Genomic DNA, 21739 nt, shown 5'->3' with positions numbered 1-21739 from the left:
TTATATAAAAGAATTTGCGAAAGCAGATTCTTTTTTGTTTCTCATGAGTTTATCAGGCTTAAAATGTATAAAATGAGAAGATTTATCTTTAAAAATACCCCTTCAATATTAAATTTTCAATTATTTTAAAAATTTATTTCATTGATAATCAATTAATTAAATTCTAATGTTAACCCAATGTTAATTGAATGTAAAATTAATATGAATTATTTTTAATAACTTTGGGTAAGAGATACAAAAATAGGTTAGTATAACATTTAAAACCAGTTAGTTATGAAAAATAGAATTCAAATATTGATGGCTTCACTTTTCGTTTGTGGATTTGCTGCTGTTTTGAACACTGCCAAAGCCCAGACAACAGATCATAATACCATTCAGGAAATTCAGTTGAATAGAAGTGAAACATTTAATGATATCAGAAATAAATTAGAAGCCAACTTTGATCTTACCAATCCTGATTACAAGCAGGGAACCGTAAACTCAGTGGTGAAGTTTGATATTGCAAAAAATGGTAAAATTGTAAATGTTCACTCCACAGGAGACTGCAAAACCGTAAGCAAAGAAATTGAAATGGTATTAAGCGACCTTGATTATAAAGTAGACCGTAAAAAACTGACTGAAAATATGGTTGCTTATACTTACGTAATGCCTGTGACTGTAGAGATTCACAACAGATAGTATTGATTGCATATTATTCATGAAAGTGTGAATAATGAAAACTTATCAGATTAAGTTGTAATAAAGAATAAAGGACAAGGTTTTAATTTTGGGCTACCATAAAATTAGAACTATATGAAAAATTTAAAGAAACTGACAAAGTCAGATTTGAAGTCAGTGTACGGAGGAGAGCCAAGAAAATACTGTACATTTTGCGAATGGGCAAATAAAGTAATTTGCAGTGATATTCCAATCGTTCAATGTCCGTAAAAAAAAATAAAGCCGCTTTTATAAGCGGCTTTTCTATTGCTGTGCACTTTGCACAAATTCGGTTAATCTTGTTTTAAGATTTTTAGAATTTCCTATCTTATCAAAAGTAATATTATCTATTTTCCATCCTTTCTCCGTATTGATCAGATGTACGGTATCCATCCAGGTTTCTTTAGGAGAAGCGGAATTATATTCAAATGCTACCAGTGCTTCAGCAGTTTTATCCTGTATCTTGACAGATTTAATTTTATAACTGGTAAATCCTTCATACAAACTGGAGAAAATAGCACCTTCAAAAATTAAAGGTTTTTCATCAGGATGATCACTTTTTTTAACCTTTTCGATATCTGCTTTTGAAGCATTGATAGCCTCTTCCAATGCTTTTTTTAAATCTTTGGAAAACAAATCCTCAGAAATCGGCTGGTTGTAAATGGCCTCATTGGACTTGCCATACTGAGTATAAAGTTCGTTTACTTTTTCATTGATGATTGCATCAGGAGATAAAGTGGGTTGAGTTTCTTGTTTTTTGCAGGATACGAAGAACAGAAAGATTCCTAAATAGAGAAATAATTTTTTCATGTAAGTTTATTTTTTGTGGTGTAATGAGAATCCCAAGGTCAAAATTTATACCAAAATCTGTTAATAAAATATTTTTTACGAATCACAAAAATCAATACATTTGAGTAGATAAAAAATTGTGGATCCTATACTTAACGTCATTGTTCGTTCCCTCTGCGTTTACCTTTTTATGGTGATCGCTATCCGCTTGTTTGGTAAAAATCAGCTTTCTCAGCTTAATACAGCAGATGTTGTGTTACTGCTATTGATTTCAAATGCCGTTCAGAATGCAATGGTAGGGCCTGATACTTCTCTTCAGGGAGGAATTATTGCGGCACTGGTTTTGTTTGTTGCTAATTTTATCTTGAAAAGGATCATGTTTTCCAGTCGTTCCTTTCAGACTTTTATGGAAGATGAACCGGTAATTCTTATCAGAGACGGAGTAGCAGATCAGGCCGCTCTGAATCGTGTTAAGATTACAGAAAGCGAATTGGAAGAAGCCATAAGAGAACATGGAATTGAAAACATACACAATGTAAAGCTTTCCGTTCTGGAAGTGGATGGAAATATCAGTGTTGTTTCTCAGGACGAAAAAAGCAAACAGACCCACTATTCAAGAATTAAAAGAAAACTCAAAAGAAAATACCATTAAATACAATGAATTACGAATTAAGAGAAATGCTTCCCAGTGACGAAAATCGTGTGCTTGAGATCTTCCGGCAGGGAGTAGAGGGTGGAATTGCTACTTTGGAAACAGAAGTTCCTACCGCTGAGGCCTGGAGCATGGAATATTTCAATGACTGCCGCTGGGTGCTGGAAAATGAAAATAATGAAGTCGTAGGATGGTGCGCTTTAAAACCTGTCAGCAAAAGAGAGTGTTTTAAAGGAGTTGCAGAAGTAAGCATTTATTTTGATAACGAATACCAGGGGAAGGGATTGGGTTCCGTATTGCTTAAAAAGATAATTTTGGATAGCGAGGATCACGGATTCTGGACATTACAGACTAATATCTTCTCCGAAAATGAAATGGCCATCAAATCTCATCAGAAAAATGGTTTCAGAATGGTAGGAGTCCGCAAAAAAATAGGAAAACTCAACGGAGTGTGGAAAGATCTTATTATGATGGAAAAGAGAAGCGAAATCATTTAGAGAATTATAAATTATAAATGATGAATGATGAATGATGAATGATGAATGATGAATGATGAATGATGAATTTGTTCAGTAAGCACATAACCTCCCTAACCAAATTGACCATTGACTTGCGAAGCAAAATTGACCATTGACGATAAAAGACTTTATTCCAGCCTTAGACCTTGAATTTTGAACTTTTGGCATTACCATTGTTATATTAAATCAAGTTGAAAAAATAGAAATAATGAAAAATTTGATTAAAATTACAGGGGTGCTTATCGTGATGGTTATGTTGTCATCATGTGTAGTGCATGATAATGGAGCCAGAGGAAATACAATCCCTCCGGGACAGGCTAAAAAAGTGTTTGGAGGAAGTGCAAAAGACTATGCTCCTGGACAGGTGAAAAAGAGAAGTGGCTATTAATAGCAATTTAAAATAAAAATATTAACAGTCGGTTTTAACATACATTAGCTTAATTTCCATCTTTTTTGGCATTAACATTGATATATTTCGCTATCGAAATTGAAAAAGTGAAAATAATGAAAAGTATGTTTAAAATTGTTGGGGCAGGCGCTGTACTGTTACTATTGTCCTCTTGCATAGTACACGAGCCACATGGAAGAAGAATGCCACCAGGGCACGCAAAAAGATATTATGGCGGAAGTGCAAGATACTATGCACCGGGTCAGGTTAAGAAAGTGTATATTTATGACGATCGTGGTCATCATCACAAAGGTCGCGGTCATGGACATCACAGATAAAAAAGAAAAGCACTGAAGAAATTCAGTGCTTTTTTATGATCAGTTATAATCTCGATTTTTTCGGATTTAGGAAAGTATTAAAAATCATAACTTCCTGTCCGAACTTTTTCTCAATCCTTTCAGAAATATTCAAAAGTTCGCTTTTTATAAAATCTTCACGTAATTCATCATTATCGAAGATTAACAGCAGATTATAATTTTTACCTTCCTCAATAAAATCACTGTGTACCTCAGAAAGAATATACTTTTCTACATCCATCAGGTTTTCAGTCATTAAAACCAGGGTTTCATCAATATAATTTTCCCATTCTTCTAGGTTATCTTTCGTACAGTGGAAAGTTATACTTAATACGCTCATTTTTTATGAATTTTTAAGATTTTTTGGATAAATTCTACAGCAAAAATCGGCATTTTTTTCGTAAATTAGCCCGTTAATAAAAATTGGAAATAAATAATTTTCAGACTTACAGCTAAAGGTCTGACTATCATTATAATAAAATTTGTTTATGCAAAAAGAAGGAGAAAGACTGATTCCTATCAACATTGTTGATGAAATGAAGTCGTCTTATATCGATTATTCGATGTCCGTTATCGTTTCAAGAGCGTTACCGGATGTAAGAGACGGCTTGAAACCCGTTCATAGAAGAGTACTGTATGGTATGTATGGATTAGGGGTGTTTTCTAATAGAAAATATTTAAAATCTGCGAGAATTGTTGGGGATGTTTTGGGTAAATATCACCCGCACGGAGATTCCTCTGTATATGATGCTATGGTAAGAATGGCCCAGGACTGGAGCTTGCGTTATCCGCAGGTAGACGGACAGGGTAACTTTGGTTCTATGGATGGTGACCCGCCTGCAGCAATGCGTTATACTGAGGCAAGATTGAAAAAAATCTCTGATGAGGTTCTTTCAGACTTAGACAAAGAAACAGTTGATTTCCAAAATAACTTCGATGATAGTTTGCAGGAACCAACAGTAATGCCAACGAAAGTTCCTAACCTTTTGGTAAACGGTACTTCTGGTATTGCAGTAGGGATGGCTACCAATATGGCGCCCCACAACTTATCTGAGTCTGTAGATGCCATCTGCGCTTATATCGATAACAAAGAAATTACCATCGATGAATTAATGCAGCATATCATTGCTCCGGATTTCCCTACAGGAGGTATCATCTATGGTTATGACGGTGTAAGAGATGCTTTCCATACAGGAAGAGGAAGAGTGGTTTTAAGAGCAAAAGTTAACTTTGACGAAATCGGAAACAGAAACGCTATTATCGTTACTGAAATCCCTTATCAGGTGAACAAAGCTGAAATGATTGCCAGAACAGCAGAGCTTGTAAAAGACGAAAAAATTCCTGGTATCCACGAGATCAGAGATGAATCGGATAGAAAAGGACTTCGTGTGGTGTACGAACTGAAAAACGATGCCATTCCGAATGTTGTTCTTAACCTATTATATAAATATACAGCACTTCAGACTTCTTTCAGTGTAAACAATATTGCATTGGTACACGGAAGACCAGAGCAGCTGAATCTTAAAGATATCATTCATCACTTTGTAGAGCACAGACATGAAGTAATCGTAAGAAGAACTCAGTTTGAGCTTAAGAAAGCAAAAGAAAGAGCGCATATCCTTGAAGGGTTCATGAAAGTAATCGGAACTCAGGATTCTTTAGACAGAGCAATTTCTATTATCCGTCACAGTGCCAACCCTCAGGCTGCAAAAGAAGGCTTAATCGAGGCGTTTGAACTTTCAGATATCCAGGCTCAGGCAATCCTTGACCTTAGATTAGCTCGTCTGACAGGAATGGAGCTTGATAAGATCCGTGATGAATATGATGCCATCATGAAAGAAATTGAAAATTTGGAAGATATCTTAGCCAACGAGCCAAGAAGATTCCAGATCATCAAAGACGAATTGATCGAAATCAAAGAAAAATACGGAGACGAAAGAAGAACTGAAATTGATTACTCAGGAGGAGAAATGTCTATCGAAGATATTATCCCGAACGAATCTGTAGTTCTTACCATCTCTCACGCAGGATATATCAAGAGAACTTCACTTTCAGAATATAAAATTCAAAGTAGAGGAGGTGTAGGAAACAAAGCGGCAACAACAAGGGATTCCGACTTCCTTGAGTATATTGTTTCTGCAACCAACCACCAGTATATGCTGTTCTTTACAGAAAAAGGAAGATGTTACTGGTTAAGAGTATTTGAAATTCCTGAAGGCTCCAAAACAGCAAAAGGAAGAGCAGTACAAAACCTTATCAATATCGAGCCGGATGATAAGATCAAAGCTTATATCAGAACCAATAACCTTAAAGATTCTGAATATGTAAATCAAATGAGCGTTGTGATGGTAACCAAAAACGGTACTATCAAGAAAACATCATTAGAAGCGTATTCAAGACCAAGAGTGAATGGGGTGAATGCCATTGAGATTAGAGACAATGACCAGTTATTAGGAGCTTATCTGACGAACGGAACTTCTCAGATCATGATTGCTACTAAAAATGGTAAATGTATCCGTTTCCCTGAAGAAAAAGTAAGAGAAGTAGGTAGAGGATCTATCGGGGTAAGAGGTATCTTGCTTGAAGATGGTGATGAAGCTATTGGTATGATTGTTGTGAACGATGTAGAGAACGAAACAGTACTTGTAGTATCTGAAAAAGGATATGGAAAAAGAACTGCAGTAGAAGACTACAGAATTACCAACAGAGGAGGAAAAGGAGTAATTACGCTGAACATTACTGACAAAACAGGAAACCTGATTGCTATTCAAAACGTAACAGACGAAGACGGATTGATGATTATCAACAAATCCGGTGTTGCCATCAGAATGGGAATGGATGAAATGAGAGTAATGGGTAGAAATACTCAGGGTGTAAAACTGATCAACCTTAAGAAAAATGACGAAATTGCAGCCATTGCAAAAGTAGAAATGGATAAAGATGTAGAAGAAGATTCTGAAGAAACTGAAGAGATTGAAGAAGTAGAAGAAGGAGTAGGATCACTATTTGATAACCAGGAAGACAATGCGGAACCTCAGGCAGAAAATGAGAATTCTGATTCAGAAGAATAAATTGTACAATTAAATATAAAATAGTTATTATGAAGAAACTAATTTTAGGAATGGCTATCGTAGCGTCTGCTTTTGTTTTCGGACAAAAAGATGCGAATGCCCTGAATGTAAAGCTTCAGGAAGCCAACAAAGCAGCTATGGATGCATATAATGCAAAAAATTATGCAGTGGCAGCACCTAAGTTTATTGAAGTTTATGACTTATTAAAATCTAGTGGTCAGGACAATAAAATATATATGTATTATGCCGGACTTAGCCACGCGTTAGCTAATAACAGTGACCAGTCTATCAAAATATATACAGACCTTGTAAATTCAGGATTTACAGGTGTGGAAACTACTTATACTGCAAAAGAAAAGAAAACAGGTCAGGTGGTAAATCTTGATAAAGCGACTTGGGAGCTTATGAAGAAGAACACAGACTATACTGATTTCAAAACAGAACAGTCAAAAAGTATAGAATCTGATTTATATGAAACTTTAACTTCATTACTTCTAAATGCTAAAAAAGCACCTGAAGCTCTTGCTGTTATTGAAAAAGGATTAGCTAAATTCCCAAACAGTGCCAAACTTAAAGAAGCTCAGACTACAGCATATCTTCAGTCAGGAAACACTGATAAATTTGTTGCTGGATTGAAAGAGCAGCTAGCGAAAAATCCTAACGATGCAACAAACTGGTATAATCTTGGAGTAATGCAGGCTAAAAACCCTGCTACTGCTAATGATGCTATAGATGCATTCAAAAAAGCAATTGAACTTAAGCCAGACTTCTCTGATGCATACCAAAACCTGGTTTATACTACTATCGGAGATGATGCTAAAGTTGTAGGAGAGATTAATGCACTGAGAAAAGACAAACCGGACGAAGCTTCTAAGCTGATTGATGCAAGAAGAGAGAGATTCGGAAAAGCATTGCCATATGCTGAAGGATGGTATAAAGCAAATCCAAAAAGTCTTGACGCTGTTTCTGCATTAAAAGAAATTTATGTAGTAACTAAAAACATTGAAAAAGTTAAAGAAATGAAAGCTAAAGAAGTTGAACTAAGTGCAGCTGCAAAGTAATCATTAGATAACACAATCATAAAAAGCCGGAACAGAAATGCTCCGGCTTTTGTTTTATAATCAAAACTCTCTATCGCTTATTCTAAAAGCAGTTCCGACTGAATAGGTATAGCCGGAAATTCATCATTCAAAATTTCTCTTCTCAATAGTAATGATCAGTAAATTTCACCCTCATAAATTCTCTGTAATTCCGTATCTTTGAGAAAAATTTTTATAAGATGATCGAGTGGAAAACCGCCAAGGAATACGAAGATATTACCTATAAAAAATCTAACGGAGTAGCAAGAATTGCTTTCAACAGACCGGAAGTACGTAATGCGTTCAGACCAAAGACAACTTCAGAATTATACGATGCTTTTTATGACGCTTCTGAAGACCCTTCAATAGGTGTTGTTTTACTTTCAGGAGAAGGACCAAGTTCTAAAGACGGAGGTTGGGCTTTCTGTAGTGGAGGAGACCAAAAAGCAAGAGGAGATCAGGGGTATGTAGGAGAAGACGGAAGACACCGTTTAAATATTCTTGAAGTTCAGCGTTTGATCCGTTTCATGCCGAAAGTGGTGATCGCAGTGGTTCCGGGATGGGCAGTTGGTGGAGGACACTCACTTCATGTAGTATGTGATCTTACTTTAGCAAGTGAAGAACATGCTATTTTTAAACAAACTGATGCTGACGTTACAAGTTTCGATGGGGGTTATGGCTCTGCTTACCTTGCGAAAATGGTAGGACAGAAAAAAGCCCGTGAAATCTTCTTTTTAGGAAGAAATTATTCCGCTCAGGAAGCTTTTGAAATGGGAATGGTAAACAAAGTTGTTCCCCATGCAGAATTAGAAGACACAGCCTACGAATGGGCTCAGGAAATATTAGCTAAATCTCCAATGTCTATCAGAATGCTGAAATTCGCCATGAACCTTACAGATGACGGCATGGTAGGACAGCAGGTATTTGCAGGAGAAGCAACTCGTTTAGCTTACATGACTGAAGAAGCTAAAGAAGGAAGAAATGCTTTCCTTGAAAAAAGAAAACCCAACTTCGGAGAAGATCAATGGATATCTTAAAATTGTAAAAAGTACAATGTAAAATGTATTAATGATATCCATTAATGAGTTTACATTGTACATGATACACTGTACATTATACAAATTATGACTGATTGGATAAAAGCCGCAAGGCTAAGAACTTTACCGCTTTCCTTAAGCGGAATTATTATGGGAGCTTTCATTGCAAAATGGAGACTTTACGGAGAAGGCGGAACTTGGGATTGGAAGATCCTTGCCCTTGCTCTTTTGGTGACGCTTTTATACCAGATTTTATCAAATTATGCCAATGATTATGGAGATGGGGTAAAAGGAACTGATGCTAAAAGAATGAATGAGGCAGAAGCAAGAGCAGTGGCATCAGGGAAAATTACCGCAAAACAGATGAAAAATGCAGTAATACTTTTCGCTGCATTGTCTTTTATTGCTACCATTGCTTTGTTGTACGTAGCTTTCATTCCAAACTATATGAATGAATTTTATATTTTCATAGGATTAGGAGTGGCATGTATTCTTGCAGCAATTGGATATACAGTAGGTAAAAAACCTTACGGATATATGGGACTGGGAGATCTCTTTGTTTTTATCTTCTTTGGGCTTGTTTCCGTATGTGGAAGTTATTTTCTGTTTACAAAAACTTTCAGCTGGGATATTTTATTACCTGGAACTGCTGTTGGAATGATGAGTATGGCGGTTCTTAACCTGAACAACATGAGAGATATTGAAAGCGATAAACTATCAGGGAAAAACAGCTTTGCATTGAGAATCGGATTCAGAAATGCAATGATCTATGAAATGGTACTGTTACAGCTTCCATTATTGCTTATTCTTGCGTTTTTAGGGATCAATGGATTCATGCAGGGGCAAAATTACTATGTTTTTATTGTAATGATCCTGTTGATCCCATTATCAAAACTAAGAAGAAAGATTTTATCCGTAAAAGAACCGAAAGAATTAGATCAATATTTAAAGCAGGTAGGAATCATGACGTTTGTAATGGCAATTCTTACGGCAGTCGGACTTAATTTATTTAACTAAATCCAAAATATTATATCATGAGTTCTACGATCTATGTTGAAGCTCAAATGCTTATCAGAAAGCCGGTTGAAGATGTTTTTGAAGCATTCATCAATCCGGAAGTGACTACCAATTTCTGGTTTACAAAATCTACCGGAAAGTTGGAAGAAGGTAAGACCGTTACCTGGGAATGGGAAATGTACGGAGTACAATCTGTAGTGAAAGTTCATCAGATCATTCCCAACCAGCTGATCAGAACAGAGTGGGGAGAACCTTCAACAAACGTAGACTATGAATTCAAAGCCATGGAAAAAGGTACTCTTGTTGTGATTAAAAGCTACGGATTCAGCCAGACAGGCGAAGATCTGTTAAAAGTAATTAATGACAATACAGGAGGTTTTACGACAGTTTTAGACGGTTGTAAAGCTTATCTGGAACATGGAATTAATCTTAGGCTTATCGAAGATAAATTCCCATCGAAATAATAGATAAAAAAACACGGATGGCACGAATACTTTTGCAAATGTCACTAATCTCATGGTGATGTCTGTGAAATTATTTGAGTCATTTGTGTTTAATAATAATTGAAACTAAATTTAAAATGAAAATACAATTCTTAGGGCAAAATTGTTTCCTGTTTACCTACAAGGACAAAACAATTTTGAGTGACCCTTTTTACAACTACAAAAAAGCAGAATCAGGTTTTGAGATTTCTGCTCAAAAAATCGACTATATCCTGTTGACCCATGCACACGGTGATCACATTGCGGATGTAGGAGAAGTATTGCAGCATTATCCTGAAGCTACCATCATTGGAGTTCCAGAAGTATGCGGTTACTTCCAACAGGCAAAAAATAAAGACGATGTGAACTTAGGAGGGTCGGCAAAAATCGACGATCTGAAAATTTCCATGGTTCCGGCTCACCATACAAGTTCTTTCCCGGATGGAAGCTATGGAGGCGTTCCTGTAGGGTATATCTTCAGACTTCCTGAAGGTAAGAACATCTATTTGGCAGGTGATACAGGAGTAATGGCGGATATGGAGCTGTTTCCAAGATTATACGGAAACATTGATCTTTCTATTCTTCCCATCGGAAGCCATTATACAATGTGCCCTAGAAAAGCTTCTTTTGCAGCAGCAGAGCTATTAAAAACACCGAAAGTAATCGGATGTCACTTTGATACTTTCCCTGCCATTGAAATCAATCATGAAAGTGCATTGCAACATTTTGCAGATAAAAATGTAGAACTTGTTTTACCAAAACTAGGTGAGACCTTCGAATTTTAATCAATAACGAACCCGGAGGTAATCTGAAAATTAGAAAAATGAAAATGATGCGTAAGGTATTAAAAACAAAAAAAGATAATTATCAAATTACCTCTCTTCTTACTTTAAACCAAAAAAAAAATGGCAAGCTACCTAAATCACACCGCTACGACCGATTACCTTTGCTGCGTTCCCACCCTGGAGGATTCTCAGGAGCTGGTTGTTTAGGACTTGCCGTTGCAAAGGTAGGAATATTTTATAAACTTCAAAACTTTATCAAAGAAAATTAGTTGAAAAAATGCAGTGGTAAAGCTAAACGCCTGACATTTAGAGGGAAAAATTTTCAACTTTTTTTTAAAAATTTAAATATGACGAAAAGTCCATCAACACTAGGAATTATACTTTTTATCGCTACAATGATCGTTTTCTTTGTAGTATATACTTTTTTCTCAGGAATCAATTATTTTGATATCTCTTTGAAAGCCAATGCTTTTGTTTTGCCTATTTTATATGCCGGAACAGCTTTCTGGTCTGTAAAATCTTATTGGAACAACCATAGAGTAGTAAAATTCAAAGACGCTTTCAAAAGAGCATTCGTTCCGATGTTTATCGGAGGAATTCTTTCCATCTTCAGTATTTATGCCTTTTTAACCTTTGTAGATCCGGCTGCTAAAAGCCTGTTGAACTACCAATATGTTCAGAGACAAAAATCAGAATTGGATACAGAATATACTTCTGCAAGAAAAATCATGAAGCATCAGAAAGATATTGACGAGCTGGATCAGAAGTACAAAGAAAGATTGCAAAGCTTCACTCCTGAGGCGGTTAAAGGAAAAGATATGCTTACCGCTAGCCATTTTTCAGGATATTTTGCAGCAATTCTTATATTTTACGTAGTTTTGTCGGTGTTTTTCGGAGCGTTTTTCAGAACAAGAACAATACATCAGCCCGAAGAAACAAACCAAGCCTAATTTTTATTAAAATTAAATGAATTTATCTATAGTTATTCCGTTACTGAACGAAGAAGACTCTCTGGAAGAGCTTTTTTCAAGAATTGATAAAGTATGCACAACCAGCAGTTTATCTTATGAAATCTGGTTTGTAGACGATGGAAGTACGGATTTGTCGTGGAGCATTATTGAGAATATGAAAGTACAGCATCCTCAGATCCACGCTATTAAATTTTCCAGAAATTATGGAAAATCACAGGCGCTTCATGCTGCTTTTGAAAGAACAAACGGAGAGGTAGTGATTACCATGGATGCCGATTTGCAGGATTTCCCTGAAGAAATTCCGGAACTGTATAATATGGTGATTCATGATAATTATGATATCGTATCCGGTTGGAAAAAGAAGCGTTTTGATAATGTAATGACGAAAAATATTCCGTCAAAACTATTCAATGCAGCAGCGAGAAAAGTTTCAGGAGTTTATCTTCACGATTTCAACTGTGGTTTGAAAGCCTATAAAAGACAGGTGGTAAAATCAGTTGATGTGTATGGAGATATGCACCGTTATATTCCGGTACTGGCTGCCAATGCTGGTTTCAGAAGAATCACGGAAAAAGAAGTGCAGCACCAGGCTAGACCTTACGGAACTTCAAAATTCGGAACCGAAAGATTTGTCAGAGGATTTCTGGATTTAATCACCCTTTGGTTTGTAAGCCGTTTTGGAGGAAGGCCAATGCATTTCTTTGGAGCTGTGGGTACTTTAATGTTTATTGTGGGTTTTCTTTCTGCACTTTGGTTAGGAATTTCTAAACTTATTGATGTTGCAAGAGGAATTTACGGACATTTAATTACCAATAACCCTTGGTTCTTTATTGCTTTAACCATGATGATTTTGGGAAGTCTTCTGTTTGTAGCAGGGTTCCTGGGAGAAATGATTATCAGAACAAACCGCGAGCATAAGAACTATAATATTGACGAAGTGATATAATCTTTAAACACTAATGGTACGAATGTTTCACAAATAGCCCTATGTATGCTTGTGATATTGGTGGATAAAATTAGTGTAATTCGTGGTTTTAGTTTAAACACTAATGACGCGAATGTTTCACAAATAACACTATTGGTATTTGTGATATTAGTGTATAAAATTTGTGTAATTAGTGGTTTTTAAGCTAAATAATAGGAAACCACAATTAAATATAATAACTTCATCTTAATAAATAAAAGCACTCTGTCAGCAGGGTGCTTTTTGTAATTTATAAAAACTTTTAACTTTCATGTTTAAACTCAAACCTATTCTTTTTTATTTTCTTTTACTTTTTACAGCCTCCTGCTCATCCAATAAACTTTCCGGTTCCTGGGAATTTATTGATATCTATGAGGGAGAAATCCGTAATACCGATACATTGAAAACCAAGACAAACAATTCCAGATACGGAACAGGAATTCTCACATTTAATCAGAATAAAACTTTCAGTTCCATGGGAAATAGCGGGACTTATCAGATAGACAACAATCTGTTGAAAATGAAGTACAATGGTGATGAAAAAGTTACCCCAATGAAAATTTCCAAAGTCAGTAAAGATGATCTGCTTCTATTTTCAATGGCCGGTAGCCCTAAAACATGGTTTTATAAGAAAGTAAAAGAAAGAGAGAATAAGAAATAGTCTTTTCCTGAAAAGCCAAAAATTGAAAATTATCAGGTATTTTATTGTCAAAAGACAAAGTTTTTTAGAAATTTTAATCCTATTTTTGTTCAAAATAATATTGAAAGTCCTGTGAGAGACCTGAAAAAAGCTTTCAGAGATTTTCAGTAAAGATCGTTGCGATTATAATATAGAATATTTTAAATTAAATATGAAAAAAGTTGTATACACATTGATGCTGATGGCAGTAGTTTCCTGTGGAAAAGTTTCTCCAAAAGGAAATATTGAAAAGAAAGATGTGGATGTATCGGAATTCGTAAACCTTGATCTGGAAGGGAAATTCCGTGTATTTTATGCCAAAGGCCCGAAAAATTTTGTAGAAATAGAGACCTATCCAAATGTAGCCAGTAATCTGGATGTGGATGTAAAAGATAAAACACTTTTCATCAAAGAAAAAAGAGGAACAAAGGGAGTGGATTTCTATAATGTGACCATTTATTCGAAATATAATCTGGAAAAAGTGGCTATTTCTGATTCTGTTGAAGTGAATATTTCAAGTGAAATCAAAACTGACAATTTCAGACTTAATATGAAAAATAACGCAAGCTTCATGGGATCTGTAAACACCAGAAGAGCAGAGGTGGAAATGCATAACAGAAGCCGTGCTAATTTTCTGGGGTTGTCTAAAGAAGCTGTTATAAAAATCTCAGATACAGCAAGTTTGATTGCTCCTTACTGGAAAATTACCAACCTGAATATCGATTCTAAAAACGGAAATTATGCAGAAGTGAATGTAAAAGATTCGTTGAAAGGACATATTCAGAATACGGCAAAATTTATCTATTATAATGACCCAATCAGAGCGTTTAAAATTGATAAAACGACGAAAGTCGAGAATAAGAAATTAGAGTAATTTGGGATGGAAGTGGGAGGCTGGAAGCTGGGAGTAATGTTAGTTTTTCATACTTCTTGTTTTCCAGATTAGAAATTTGCTTCCCATCTTTAAAACATAAAAAATAAAAACAAAGCAGGAATTTTGAAGCCAGGCACAATATAACTTATAGCCTCCAGCTTCCTTCTTCTAGCCTAGAAAGAAATATGAGCTTTAAATTTGAAAAGTTAATAATTTGGCAAAAATCTATGGATTTCGGAGAGCTTATTTTTAAATTATCTCAAAAATTTCCAAAGGATGAAATGTTTAATTTAACTTCACAAATAAGAAGAGCATCCGATTCGATTGCATTAAATATTTCTGAGGGAAGTATTTTGCAGTCAAAATTAGAGTTTAAAAAGTTTTTAGGATATTCAATTCGGTCTTTGGCAGAAACAGTCACCTGTTTATATAAAGCAAAAAATAGAGAATATATTACAGAAGAAGAATTTAGTAAACTATATAATGAAAGCTATAATTTGATGAACCAGATTGTTGCTTTTAGAAATCAGATAAAAGAATAGATTGGGTTGAGAGAGAGAAGCTGGAAGTAATGTTAGTTTTTCATACTTCTTGTTTTCCAGATTGAACATTTTCTTCCAAGTTTTAAACATAAAAATAAAATAAATAAAACAAAGCAGGAATTTTGAAGCTAGGCAGGATATAACTTCCAGCCTCCAGCTTCCTTCTTCCAGCTTACAAAACTTACACATAAATTATGAATACACTAGAAAAAGCGAAACTTTGGTTAAGTGATACCTTCGATAAAGAAACGAGAGATGCTGTACAGGCATTAATCGACAGCAATTCCCCTGATCTGGAAGATTCTTTCTACAGAGAACTGGAATTCGGAACCGGAGGAATGCGTGGGATAATGGGAGTAGGAACCAACCGCTTGAATAAATACACATTAGGGCAGGCTACTCAGGGACTGGCAAATTATATGTTGCAGCAGTTCAAAGGAGAAGAAATTAAAGTGGCCATCGCTTATGATGTTCGTCATAACTCAAAAGAATTCGGAAAACTGGTAGCAGATGTTTTAACGGCAAACGGAATTAAAGTATTGCTTTTCAAAGATCACAGACCCACTCCGGAATTGTCTTTCACCGTTCGTGATAAAAAATGTAACGGAGGAATTGTACTGACAGCTTCTCACAACCCGCCGGAATACAACGGTTATAAAGTATACTGGAATGACGGAGCACAGATTGTTCCACCGAACGATGAAGCAATTATCAACGAAGTATATTCTGTAAAATTCGAAGAAATTAAATTCAACGGAAATGATGATCTGATCGAGTGGATCGGAGAGGAGCAAGATGATGTATATATCGATGCATGTATTGAAAACTCTACTTATCAGAATGTTGGAAAAGAAAATTTAAATATAGTTTTCACCTCTATCCACGGAACTACCTATACTACGATTCCTAAAGCGTTAGAAAAAGCAGGATTCAAAAAAATAGATCTTGTAAGAGAACAGATGATCCCAAGCGGAAATTTCCCTACCGTAGATTCTCCAAACCCGGAAGAACCTGCTGCATTGGAAATGGCAATGGATCTGGCAAGAATTACCAATGCGGATATCGTTATCGGAACAGATCCGGATGGGGATAGATTAGGTATTGCAGTAAGAAACCTTGAGGGTGAAATGCAATTACTAAACGGTAACCAAACCAATACAATCCTTACTTACTACATCCTGAATGAATGGAGAAAGCAGGGAAGAATTACCGGAAAAGAATTTATTGGTTCTACGATCGTAACTTCAGATATCTTCTTTGATATTGCACAGAAGTTTGGAGTAGAATGCAAAGTAGGTCTTACCGGATTCAAATGGATCGGAAAAATGATCCGTGAAGCAGAAGGAACACAGAAATTTGTATGTGGTGGTGAAGAAAGTTTCGGATTTATGACCGGAGACTTCGTTCGTGACAAAGACTCTTGTGGAAGTATTCTTGTAGCCTGCGAAATTGCTGCATGGTGTAAAGCGAATGGAAAAACAATGTATCAGTACATGATCGAGATTTATGAAGATCTTGGAATGTATTATGAAGGATTGATCAACATTGTAAGAAAAGGGAAAGAAGGTGCTGAAGAGATTCAGAATATGATGAAAAACTTCCGTGAAAACCCTCCCAAAGAACTGGCAGGTTCACTAGTGGAAGAAGTTAAGGACTTTAAAGAGCAGACAAGCCTTACCATTTCTACCAATGAGAAAAAAGTAATGAATGATATTCCAAAGTCTAACGTATTGATCTATTACACACAGGATGGAACAAAAGTATGCGTAAGACCTTCAGGAACAGAACCAAAAATCAAGTTCTATGTTTCAGTGAAAGATTCCATTACTTCAGAAGCAGATTTCAGAGACAAATTACAATCATTGGAAGCTAAAATTGGAGCCGTTAAATCAGATTTGAATCTGGATTAATTCTCTGAAACGACTGATGATCAAAAAAATAATAGCAGTTTGCTTACTGTCTGCAGCCGTAGTTTCCTGTAAAAAGGAAACTGCAGTTTCGGATACAAAGCCGGAAAATGATTCGATTGCGGTAACAGGAACCAAAGAAGATCAGTACAAACCGATAGATACAGCATGTTCTCCCTCTTATAAAACCGAGGATTACATCACATCCCTTCAATGGTACCGGACAAAAATCGAAAAAGAAATGGCTGGAAACAGTCCGGAACAGAACGACAAAGTATACGAAGATTATTTAAAAATAAGAGGAAAGTATACAGAATGTCTGATGGGGCTGCATACTGATGTTTTAGATAAATACGTGAATTATTATAACTACGATAAGGATCAGTATAATCTTCCGGATAACGTTAAAAAAATAGCCTCAGAACTCAAGAAAGCAAATCTTGAATTCAGGGAAGTAGGAGAAGGAATAACCGAAATATGGACTGTTCCCGGATACTATTCTTCTCTTTTTAAGAATAAAGTGACTCCGGATTACGAGGCCTATATTTTACAAACTGACAAAGAAAGTGAAACCAATTATGCAGCAGATGCAGGATTGATGATTACCTGGGAACAATTGGGCGACAGACTGATGTTCTGGGAAAATTTTATGAACAAATATCCTGACAGCAAGCTGATAAAGACGGTAAAACGGGATTATCAATACTATCTGTCTGATTATTTTTTAGGAATGGATAATACTCCTACTTATGAAAGAGATCATGACAAAGGAACAGGAAAACTAAACGATGAAAACAGAGCGGAATTCAACAGGATTATCAAAAAATATCCGAATTCCAATACGGCAAAAAAAGCAAAAGAAATAATCCTTCTTTTTGATGCGCAAACGCCCGTAGATCAGATAGATGAGAAGATCAATGGAGAACGATAATATAAATTTAAAATAAGAAAAAGTGAAAGTTTCAAAATTAGCAGCGAACCTGATCGGTTCTGAAATTGTAAAAATTGGTAACGAAGTAAATGATCTAAAAGCAAAAGGAGCGGAAATTGCCAATCTTACTATTGGTGATCTGAATTCTAATATCTATCCTATTCCGGCATTGCTGAAGGAAGAGATTCAGAAAGCATATCAGAATAACCTGACAAACTATCCGCCTGCAAATGGACTTTTATCTTTAAGAAAAGAAGTTTCCAAAGACCTTAAAAAAAGATGGAATCTTGATTATTCTCCAGAGGATATTTTGATCACAGCAGGATCAAGACCTTTGATCTATGCCGTATACAAAACCATCGTAGACGAAGGAGATAAAGTAGTTTACCCTACACCATCATGGAATAATAACCACTATGCTTACCTTACTTCAGCCAACGCTGTAGAAGTAAAAACAAAACCTGAAACCAATTTCCTTCCTACCGCAGATGATTTAAGACCTCATTTGGATGGAGCAGTATTATTGGCACTTTGTTCACCATTGAATCCTACAGGAACAATGTTTACAAAAGAGCAGCTTTCAGAAATCTGTGAATTGGTAATCGCTGAAAATAAAAAAAGAGGAGCAGACGAAAAACCGTTGTACCTGATGTATGATCAGATCTATTCTAACCTTACTTTCGGTGCTGAGCACGTAGATCCGGTTTCTCTTTTCCCTGAATTGAAAGACTATACAATTTATATCGATGGTATTTCAAAATGCCTTGCTGCAACAGGAGTACGTGTTGGATGGGGATTCGGTCCGGCTCATATTCTTGATAAAATGAAGGCGCTTCTTACCCACGTTGGAGCATGGGCACCAAAACCAGAGCAGGAAGCAACTGCTAAATTCTATGAAAATCCAGAGAATGTAGATGTTTTCGTTGATGATTTTAAAGCTAAACTTGAAGAGAGCTTAAAAGTTCTTCACAACGGAGTTCAGGATTTAAAAGCAAAAGGGCTTGCTGTAGACAGTATTGAACCAATGGGAGCACTTTATCTTACCATTAAATTAGACTATATCGGAAAAACAAAACCAGACGGTGCTGTTATTGAGAACTCTTCAGACCTTGTATTCTACCTGATTAATGACGCAGGAGTGGCCCTAGTACCATTCTCAGCCTTCGGAGAAGAAAAATCAGAACCTTGGTTCCGTGCTTCTGTAGGAGGGTTAGCAGTAGATGAAATCAAAGTAATGCTTCCAAAACTGGAAAGTGCTTTGAATAATTTAAAGTAATCTTTAAATAAAAATATAGGCTTCGACTCTGTCCGGCATGGCATCGTTAAAATAAACAATAGTATTAACTGTGTCACGCTGAGCGGAGTCGAAGCATTTTCATATATAATATAAAACCATGAAGCTTCCACGGAAATCTTTTCTTGAAACAAAATATGTGTTTTTATCAACACTGGTAATTATAACACTGGTGATTCTGAGTGTTTGGCTTTCAGGAAAAGCTGATCACCGCTCATTATTTCAAAATTCTATTTTGTCAACCTCTATTTTAGCAGGAGGATTTTTTCTTTTTATAAGCATAGGTCTGTATTATGGCTGGAAATTAAAAGATAATGTTGGAAATATTTTAAACAAAGAACGGGTACAAAGGTATGCTGATAAAACCCCGAAAATTAATGGTTTTGATTTTGATCCACCAGCGGTAGGAGATAGTATAGGAGGCATTATTCTTTCCATTCTGTTATGGATTGTAATTTCCATTTTGCTCATCTTTCTGTCCTATTTTTTTGGACTTTTCTTTTGGTCAGCAGTATTATTGCTGGGCGCTAGTTTGTACTGGGTCTTTTTCAGAGCTTTGAGATTGGTTTTCAAAAACTCAGGAAAATGTAAAGGAGATTTGTTCAAAAGTCTTGGATTCGGAGTTTGCTACTCGTTTCTGTATATTTCCTGGATGTACGGAATTATTTTTTTGATTAAATATTTAAACTGATAAAAAATACAACGATAAAAAATTAAATAAATATTAAAAGTTAAATAATAACTTTGCCTACACTCAACTAGGAATTACCTTTGGGGCTTTTATACCCCTAAATATAATAAAGTTGAAAATTACACGATGAAAAAATTAAAATTTCTATTCTTACCCGTTTCAATACTGGTATGCTCACAAGAGGTTGATACCGTAAAGGTAAAAGAACTTCCAAAGGAGCTCGGATTGCCAAAAGTACAAACTTACACCCTAAAAGACGGATCTGTCAGAACCTATCCCAAACCTAAATTATTAGATTTTGTAACCAAATTACCCAGAAACTTTATCGATACCAATAAAGATTTTGTTGCTAAAGATCATGCTTATTATCTGGGAGGAGCAGTAGCAGCTACGGTGATTCTCCTGCCGTTTGATCAGAAACTGATTGATAATTCAAGAGAGCTGGCAGAAAAATGGGGAATGGATAAAGATAACAACTATAACAAAGTGGGTGGAGTATTTAAAATTCCAAAAGATGTCGGATCTGCCCTCTACCTGATAGGAAATGGTTCTACATTAGTTTTGTTAGGTATTGGTTTCGGAACCTATGGATTGATTAAAAATGATTATAGAGCACAGGCTACCGCCAGCGGTTTGATGGAAAGTTTAATTCTTTCCGGAGTATTCACCCAGACCCTTAAAAGAATCACAGGAAGAGAAAGTCCATTTATTGCCGAAGAATACGGACATAAAGGAGGAGCATGGAATCCGTTTCCAAGCTTTTCGGCATTCAGCAAAAATACCTCGAATTATGATGCAATGCCATCCGGTCACCTGACAACCTTTATGGCTGGTATCACCGTGATAGCAGATAATTATCCGGATGCCAAATGGATCAAACCGGTAGGATATACATTAGCCGGAGCACTATGCTTTCAAATGATGCAAAGTAAGGTTCACTGGGCATCAGACTATCCGTTAGCCTTATTAATGGGATATTTTATTGGAAAAACAATCTCAAAAAGCAGATATACTTCTTCAGAAGGAACTATAGGAAAGACGAAATATAATCTCAACTTTATTGCATCCCGACAATGGGAATACAATATGGTAGGAGTAAAACTCTCTTTTTAAACTGCTGAACCCTCTGTTTTGTATACTAAATAAGATACTTTTCACTACATTTGATCTCAAGATAAAAGAATTATTCAGGCTTTTTGTACATGCCGGAATGAAACCTGCTGATTTAAAACGAATTACTTAATATTGTATTGAATGAAAATAATCGCTGTTATCCCTGCCCGTTACGAAGCAAGCCGTTTTCCGGGTAAATTAATGCAGATTTTAGGAGAAAAAACCGTTATCACCACAACCTATCAGAATGTAGTGGAAACCGGGCTGTTTGATGAGGTATTTGTGGCAACAGACTCCGAAATTATTTTTGATGAAATTGTAAAAAACGGAGGGAAAGCCGTAATGACAGGGCAGCACGAAACAGGAAGCGACCGTATTGCTGAAGCAGTACAGCATATTGACTGTGATATTGTGATCAATGTTCAGGGAGATGAACCTTTCCTTAAACTGGAACCTTTACATCAGCTGATTGAAGTTTTTAAACATGATGATCAGCAGGAAATATCCTTAGCTTCTTTAAAAATACAGCTGCATGAAAAAGAAGAAATTGAAAACCCTAATAATGTAAAAGTTATTACAGATAATAATGGTTTCGCTTTGTATTTCAGCCGTTCTGCAATTCCTTTTCACAGAGAGGTTTCTTATGATGTAAGTTATTTTAAACATATTGGAGTATATGCTTTCAGAAAAGAAGCATTGCTGCAGTTTTCAAAACTGGCTATGAAACCATTGGAAATATCCGAAAAGATTGAATGTATCCGCTATCTTGAATATGGAATGAAAATCAAAATGATAGAAACCAATTTCGTAGGAGTAGGTATTGATACGCCTGAAGATCTGGAAAAAGCCCGAAAGTTAATTTAAAATCATCGGAGGCAGCAGAGCAAATTTGCCCATCAGCCT

At 35.8% G+C, this 21739-nt stretch carries 24 protein-coding genes and 1 other RNA gene; 22 read left to right on the top strand and 3 right to left on the bottom strand.

Features of this window, described 5'->3' with window-relative positions; genetic code table 11:
* Positions 1–273: 273 nt before the first annotated feature.
* Positions 274–678, top strand: a complete 405-nt coding sequence (locus CQ022_RS04435; protein WP_105682169.1) for a hypothetical protein — start codon at positions 274–276, stop codon at positions 676–678.
* A 114-nt stretch (positions 679–792) separates the two neighbouring features.
* On the top strand, positions 793–927 hold the full coding sequence (locus CQ022_RS04430; RefSeq protein ID WP_105682170.1) for a bacteriocin-like protein: 135 nt from the start codon (positions 793–795) through the stop codon (positions 925–927).
* A gap of 33 nt (positions 928–960) precedes the next feature.
* On the opposite strand, the gene CQ022_RS04425 is transcribed toward CQ022_RS04430, so the two are convergent.
* Positions 961–1506, bottom strand: a complete 546-nt coding sequence (locus CQ022_RS04425; RefSeq protein WP_105682171.1) for a DUF3828 domain-containing protein — start codon at positions 1504–1506, stop codon at positions 961–963.
* 118 nt (positions 1507–1624) lie between these two features.
* Between CQ022_RS04425 and CQ022_RS04420 the strand changes: the two genes are divergently transcribed.
* The 3 genes from CQ022_RS04420 to CQ022_RS04410 all read left to right on the top strand — a co-directional run bounded on the left by CQ022_RS04420 (position 1625) and on the right by CQ022_RS04410 (position 3043).
* On the top strand, positions 1625–2137 hold the full coding sequence (locus CQ022_RS04420) for a DUF421 domain-containing protein (protein WP_105682172.1): 513 nt from the start codon (positions 1625–1627) through the stop codon (positions 2135–2137).
* Positions 2138–2142: 5 nt separating this feature from the next.
* Entirely contained in the window at positions 2143–2634 is a 492-nt protein-coding gene (locus tag CQ022_RS04415; protein ID WP_105682173.1) for a GNAT family N-acetyltransferase, read from the top strand.
* A 268-nt stretch (positions 2635–2902) separates the two neighbouring features.
* Complete coding sequence (locus CQ022_RS04410; RefSeq protein ID WP_410492635.1) at positions 2903–3043, top strand: quinol oxidase subunit 4; 141 nt, start codon at positions 2903–2905, stop codon at positions 3041–3043.
* Positions 3044–3424: 381 nt separating this feature from the next.
* Here CQ022_RS04410 and CQ022_RS04400 read toward each other — a convergent pair whose 3' ends face one another.
* A complete protein-coding gene (locus CQ022_RS04400; RefSeq protein ID WP_105682175.1) occupies positions 3425–3739 on the bottom strand; it encodes a DUF4286 family protein in 315 nt (104 codons plus the stop codon).
* A 148-nt stretch (positions 3740–3887) separates the two neighbouring features.
* On the opposite strand from CQ022_RS04400, the gene gyrA reads away from it, so the two are divergent.
* The 6 genes from gyrA (at position 3888) to CQ022_RS04370 (ending at position 10870) form a co-directional block, all read left to right on the top strand.
* Positions 3888–6470, top strand: a complete 2583-nt coding sequence (gene gyrA / locus CQ022_RS04395) for a DNA gyrase subunit A (protein WP_105682176.1) — start codon at positions 3888–3890, stop codon at positions 6468–6470.
* A gap of 29 nt (positions 6471–6499) precedes the next feature.
* Positions 6500–7531 carry a tetratricopeptide repeat protein gene (locus CQ022_RS04390; protein ID WP_105682177.1) on the top strand — a complete coding sequence of 344 codons (1032 nt, stop codon included), beginning with the start codon at positions 6500–6502 and terminating at the stop codon, positions 7529–7531.
* Between the two features lie 218 nt (positions 7532–7749).
* Positions 7750–8586 (top strand): 1,4-dihydroxy-2-naphthoyl-CoA synthase, encoded by an 837-nt coding sequence (locus CQ022_RS04385; RefSeq protein WP_047385243.1) that lies wholly within the window; start codon positions 7750–7752, stop codon positions 8584–8586.
* Positions 8587–8673: 87 nt separating this feature from the next.
* Positions 8674–9603, top strand: a complete 930-nt coding sequence (gene menA / locus CQ022_RS04380; RefSeq protein WP_105682178.1) for a 1,4-dihydroxy-2-naphthoate octaprenyltransferase — start codon at positions 8674–8676, stop codon at positions 9601–9603.
* Between the two features lie 17 nt (positions 9604–9620).
* Positions 9621–10067 carry an SRPBCC family protein gene (locus tag CQ022_RS04375; RefSeq protein ID WP_105682179.1) on the top strand — a complete coding sequence of 149 codons (447 nt, stop codon included), beginning with the start codon at positions 9621–9623 and terminating at the stop codon, positions 10065–10067.
* A 116-nt stretch (positions 10068–10183) separates the two neighbouring features.
* On the top strand, positions 10184–10870 hold the full coding sequence (locus CQ022_RS04370) for a metal-dependent hydrolase (protein WP_105682180.1): 687 nt from the start codon (positions 10184–10186) through the stop codon (positions 10868–10870).
* A 118-nt stretch (positions 10871–10988) separates the two neighbouring features.
* On the opposite strand, the gene ffs is transcribed toward CQ022_RS04370, so the two are convergent.
* An RNA gene (gene ffs, locus CQ022_RS04365) (signal recognition particle sRNA small type) lies at positions 10989–11086 on the bottom strand.
* Positions 11087–11217: 131 nt separating this feature from the next.
* Here ffs and CQ022_RS04360 point away from each other — a divergent pair.
* From CQ022_RS04360 to kdsB, 11 genes are all read left to right on the top strand, one after another.
* Entirely contained in the window at positions 11218–11820 is a 603-nt protein-coding gene (locus tag CQ022_RS04360) for a DUF4199 domain-containing protein (RefSeq protein WP_105682181.1), read from the top strand.
* Between the two features lie 16 nt (positions 11821–11836).
* Positions 11837–12787: a glycosyltransferase family 2 protein gene (locus CQ022_RS04355; protein WP_105682182.1), complete on the top strand. Its 951-nt coding sequence runs from the start codon at positions 11837–11839 to the stop codon at positions 12785–12787.
* 289 nt (positions 12788–13076) lie between these two features.
* Positions 13077–13466, top strand: a complete 390-nt coding sequence (locus CQ022_RS04350; RefSeq protein ID WP_105682183.1) for a lipocalin family protein — start codon at positions 13077–13079, stop codon at positions 13464–13466.
* A gap of 190 nt (positions 13467–13656) precedes the next feature.
* Complete coding sequence (locus CQ022_RS04345; protein ID WP_105682184.1) at positions 13657–14358, top strand: GIN domain-containing protein; 702 nt, start codon at positions 13657–13659, stop codon at positions 14356–14358.
* A gap of 185 nt (positions 14359–14543) precedes the next feature.
* Complete coding sequence (locus tag CQ022_RS04340) at positions 14544–14900, top strand: four helix bundle protein (protein WP_105682185.1); 357 nt, start codon at positions 14544–14546, stop codon at positions 14898–14900.
* Between the two features lie 194 nt (positions 14901–15094).
* Positions 15095–16810 (top strand): phospho-sugar mutase, encoded by a 1716-nt coding sequence (locus CQ022_RS04335; RefSeq protein ID WP_105682186.1) that lies wholly within the window; start codon positions 15095–15097, stop codon positions 16808–16810.
* A 16-nt stretch (positions 16811–16826) separates the two neighbouring features.
* Positions 16827–17738 carry a hypothetical protein gene (locus tag CQ022_RS04330; RefSeq protein ID WP_105682187.1) on the top strand — a complete coding sequence of 304 codons (912 nt, stop codon included), beginning with the start codon at positions 16827–16829 and terminating at the stop codon, positions 17736–17738.
* A gap of 22 nt (positions 17739–17760) precedes the next feature.
* On the top strand, positions 17761–19014 hold the full coding sequence (locus CQ022_RS04325; RefSeq protein ID WP_105682188.1) for a pyridoxal phosphate-dependent aminotransferase: 1254 nt from the start codon (positions 17761–17763) through the stop codon (positions 19012–19014).
* 118 nt (positions 19015–19132) lie between these two features.
* Complete coding sequence (locus tag CQ022_RS04320; RefSeq protein WP_105682189.1) at positions 19133–19723, top strand: hypothetical protein; 591 nt, start codon at positions 19133–19135, stop codon at positions 19721–19723.
* A gap of 126 nt (positions 19724–19849) precedes the next feature.
* Positions 19850–20836: a phosphatase PAP2 family protein gene (locus CQ022_RS04315; protein WP_105682190.1), complete on the top strand. Its 987-nt coding sequence runs from the start codon at positions 19850–19852 to the stop codon at positions 20834–20836.
* A gap of 141 nt (positions 20837–20977) precedes the next feature.
* A complete protein-coding gene (kdsB, locus tag CQ022_RS04310; RefSeq protein WP_105682191.1) occupies positions 20978–21700 on the top strand; it encodes a 3-deoxy-manno-octulosonate cytidylyltransferase in 723 nt (240 codons plus the stop codon).
* The last annotated feature ends 39 nt before the right edge of the window (positions 21701–21739 follow it).

Source organism: Chryseobacterium culicis (assembly GCF_002979755.1).
Classification (GTDB): Bacteria; Bacteroidota; Bacteroidia; order Flavobacteriales; family Weeksellaceae; genus Chryseobacterium; species Chryseobacterium culicis_A.
The sequence above is the reverse complement of the archived record's forward strand: the minus strand, read 5'-3'. Positions and strand labels throughout refer to the sequence as shown.

Excerpts from the sequence above, each read along its gene's own strand:
- CQ022_RS04435 (WP_105682169.1), top strand. The coding sequence starts at position 274 with ATGAAAAATAGAATTCAAATATTGATGGCTTCACTTTTCGTTTGTGGA.
- CQ022_RS04430 (WP_105682170.1), top strand. The coding sequence starts at position 793 with ATGAAAAATTTAAAGAAACTGACAAAGTCAGATTTGAAGTCAGTGTAC.
- CQ022_RS04425 (WP_105682171.1), bottom strand. The coding sequence starts at position 1,506 with ATGAAAAAATTATTTCTCTATTTAGGAATCTTTCTGTTCTTCGTATCC.
- CQ022_RS04415 (WP_105682173.1), top strand. The coding sequence starts at position 2,143 with ATGAATTACGAATTAAGAGAAATGCTTCCCAGTGACGAAAATCGTGTG.
- CQ022_RS04410 (WP_410492635.1), top strand. The coding sequence starts at position 2,903 with ATGGTTATGTTGTCATCATGTGTAGTGCATGATAATGGAGCCAGAGGA.
- CQ022_RS04400 (WP_105682175.1), bottom strand. The coding sequence starts at position 3,739 with ATGAGCGTATTAAGTATAACTTTCCACTGTACGAAAGATAACCTAGAA.
- gyrA (WP_105682176.1), top strand. The coding sequence starts at position 3,888 with ATGCAAAAAGAAGGAGAAAGACTGATTCCTATCAACATTGTTGATGAA.
- CQ022_RS04390 (WP_105682177.1), top strand. The coding sequence starts at position 6,500 with ATGAAGAAACTAATTTTAGGAATGGCTATCGTAGCGTCTGCTTTTGTT.
- CQ022_RS04385 (WP_047385243.1), top strand. The coding sequence starts at position 7,750 with ATGATCGAGTGGAAAACCGCCAAGGAATACGAAGATATTACCTATAAA.
- menA (WP_105682178.1), top strand. The coding sequence starts at position 8,674 with ATGACTGATTGGATAAAAGCCGCAAGGCTAAGAACTTTACCGCTTTCC.
- CQ022_RS04375 (WP_105682179.1), top strand. The coding sequence starts at position 9,621 with ATGAGTTCTACGATCTATGTTGAAGCTCAAATGCTTATCAGAAAGCCG.
- CQ022_RS04370 (WP_105682180.1), top strand. The coding sequence starts at position 10,184 with ATGAAAATACAATTCTTAGGGCAAAATTGTTTCCTGTTTACCTACAAG.
- CQ022_RS04360 (WP_105682181.1), top strand. The coding sequence starts at position 11,218 with ATGACGAAAAGTCCATCAACACTAGGAATTATACTTTTTATCGCTACA.
- CQ022_RS04355 (WP_105682182.1), top strand. The coding sequence starts at position 11,837 with ATGAATTTATCTATAGTTATTCCGTTACTGAACGAAGAAGACTCTCTG.
- CQ022_RS04350 (WP_105682183.1), top strand. The coding sequence starts at position 13,077 with ATGTTTAAACTCAAACCTATTCTTTTTTATTTTCTTTTACTTTTTACA.
- CQ022_RS04345 (WP_105682184.1), top strand. The coding sequence starts at position 13,657 with ATGAAAAAAGTTGTATACACATTGATGCTGATGGCAGTAGTTTCCTGT.
- CQ022_RS04340 (WP_105682185.1), top strand. The coding sequence starts at position 14,544 with ATGAGCTTTAAATTTGAAAAGTTAATAATTTGGCAAAAATCTATGGAT.
- CQ022_RS04335 (WP_105682186.1), top strand. The coding sequence starts at position 15,095 with ATGAATACACTAGAAAAAGCGAAACTTTGGTTAAGTGATACCTTCGAT.
- CQ022_RS04330 (WP_105682187.1), top strand. The coding sequence starts at position 16,827 with ATGATCAAAAAAATAATAGCAGTTTGCTTACTGTCTGCAGCCGTAGTT.
- CQ022_RS04320 (WP_105682189.1), top strand. The coding sequence starts at position 19,133 with ATGAAGCTTCCACGGAAATCTTTTCTTGAAACAAAATATGTGTTTTTA.
- CQ022_RS04315 (WP_105682190.1), top strand. The coding sequence starts at position 19,850 with ATGAAAAAATTAAAATTTCTATTCTTACCCGTTTCAATACTGGTATGC.
- kdsB (WP_105682191.1), top strand. The coding sequence starts at position 20,978 with ATGAAAATAATCGCTGTTATCCCTGCCCGTTACGAAGCAAGCCGTTTT.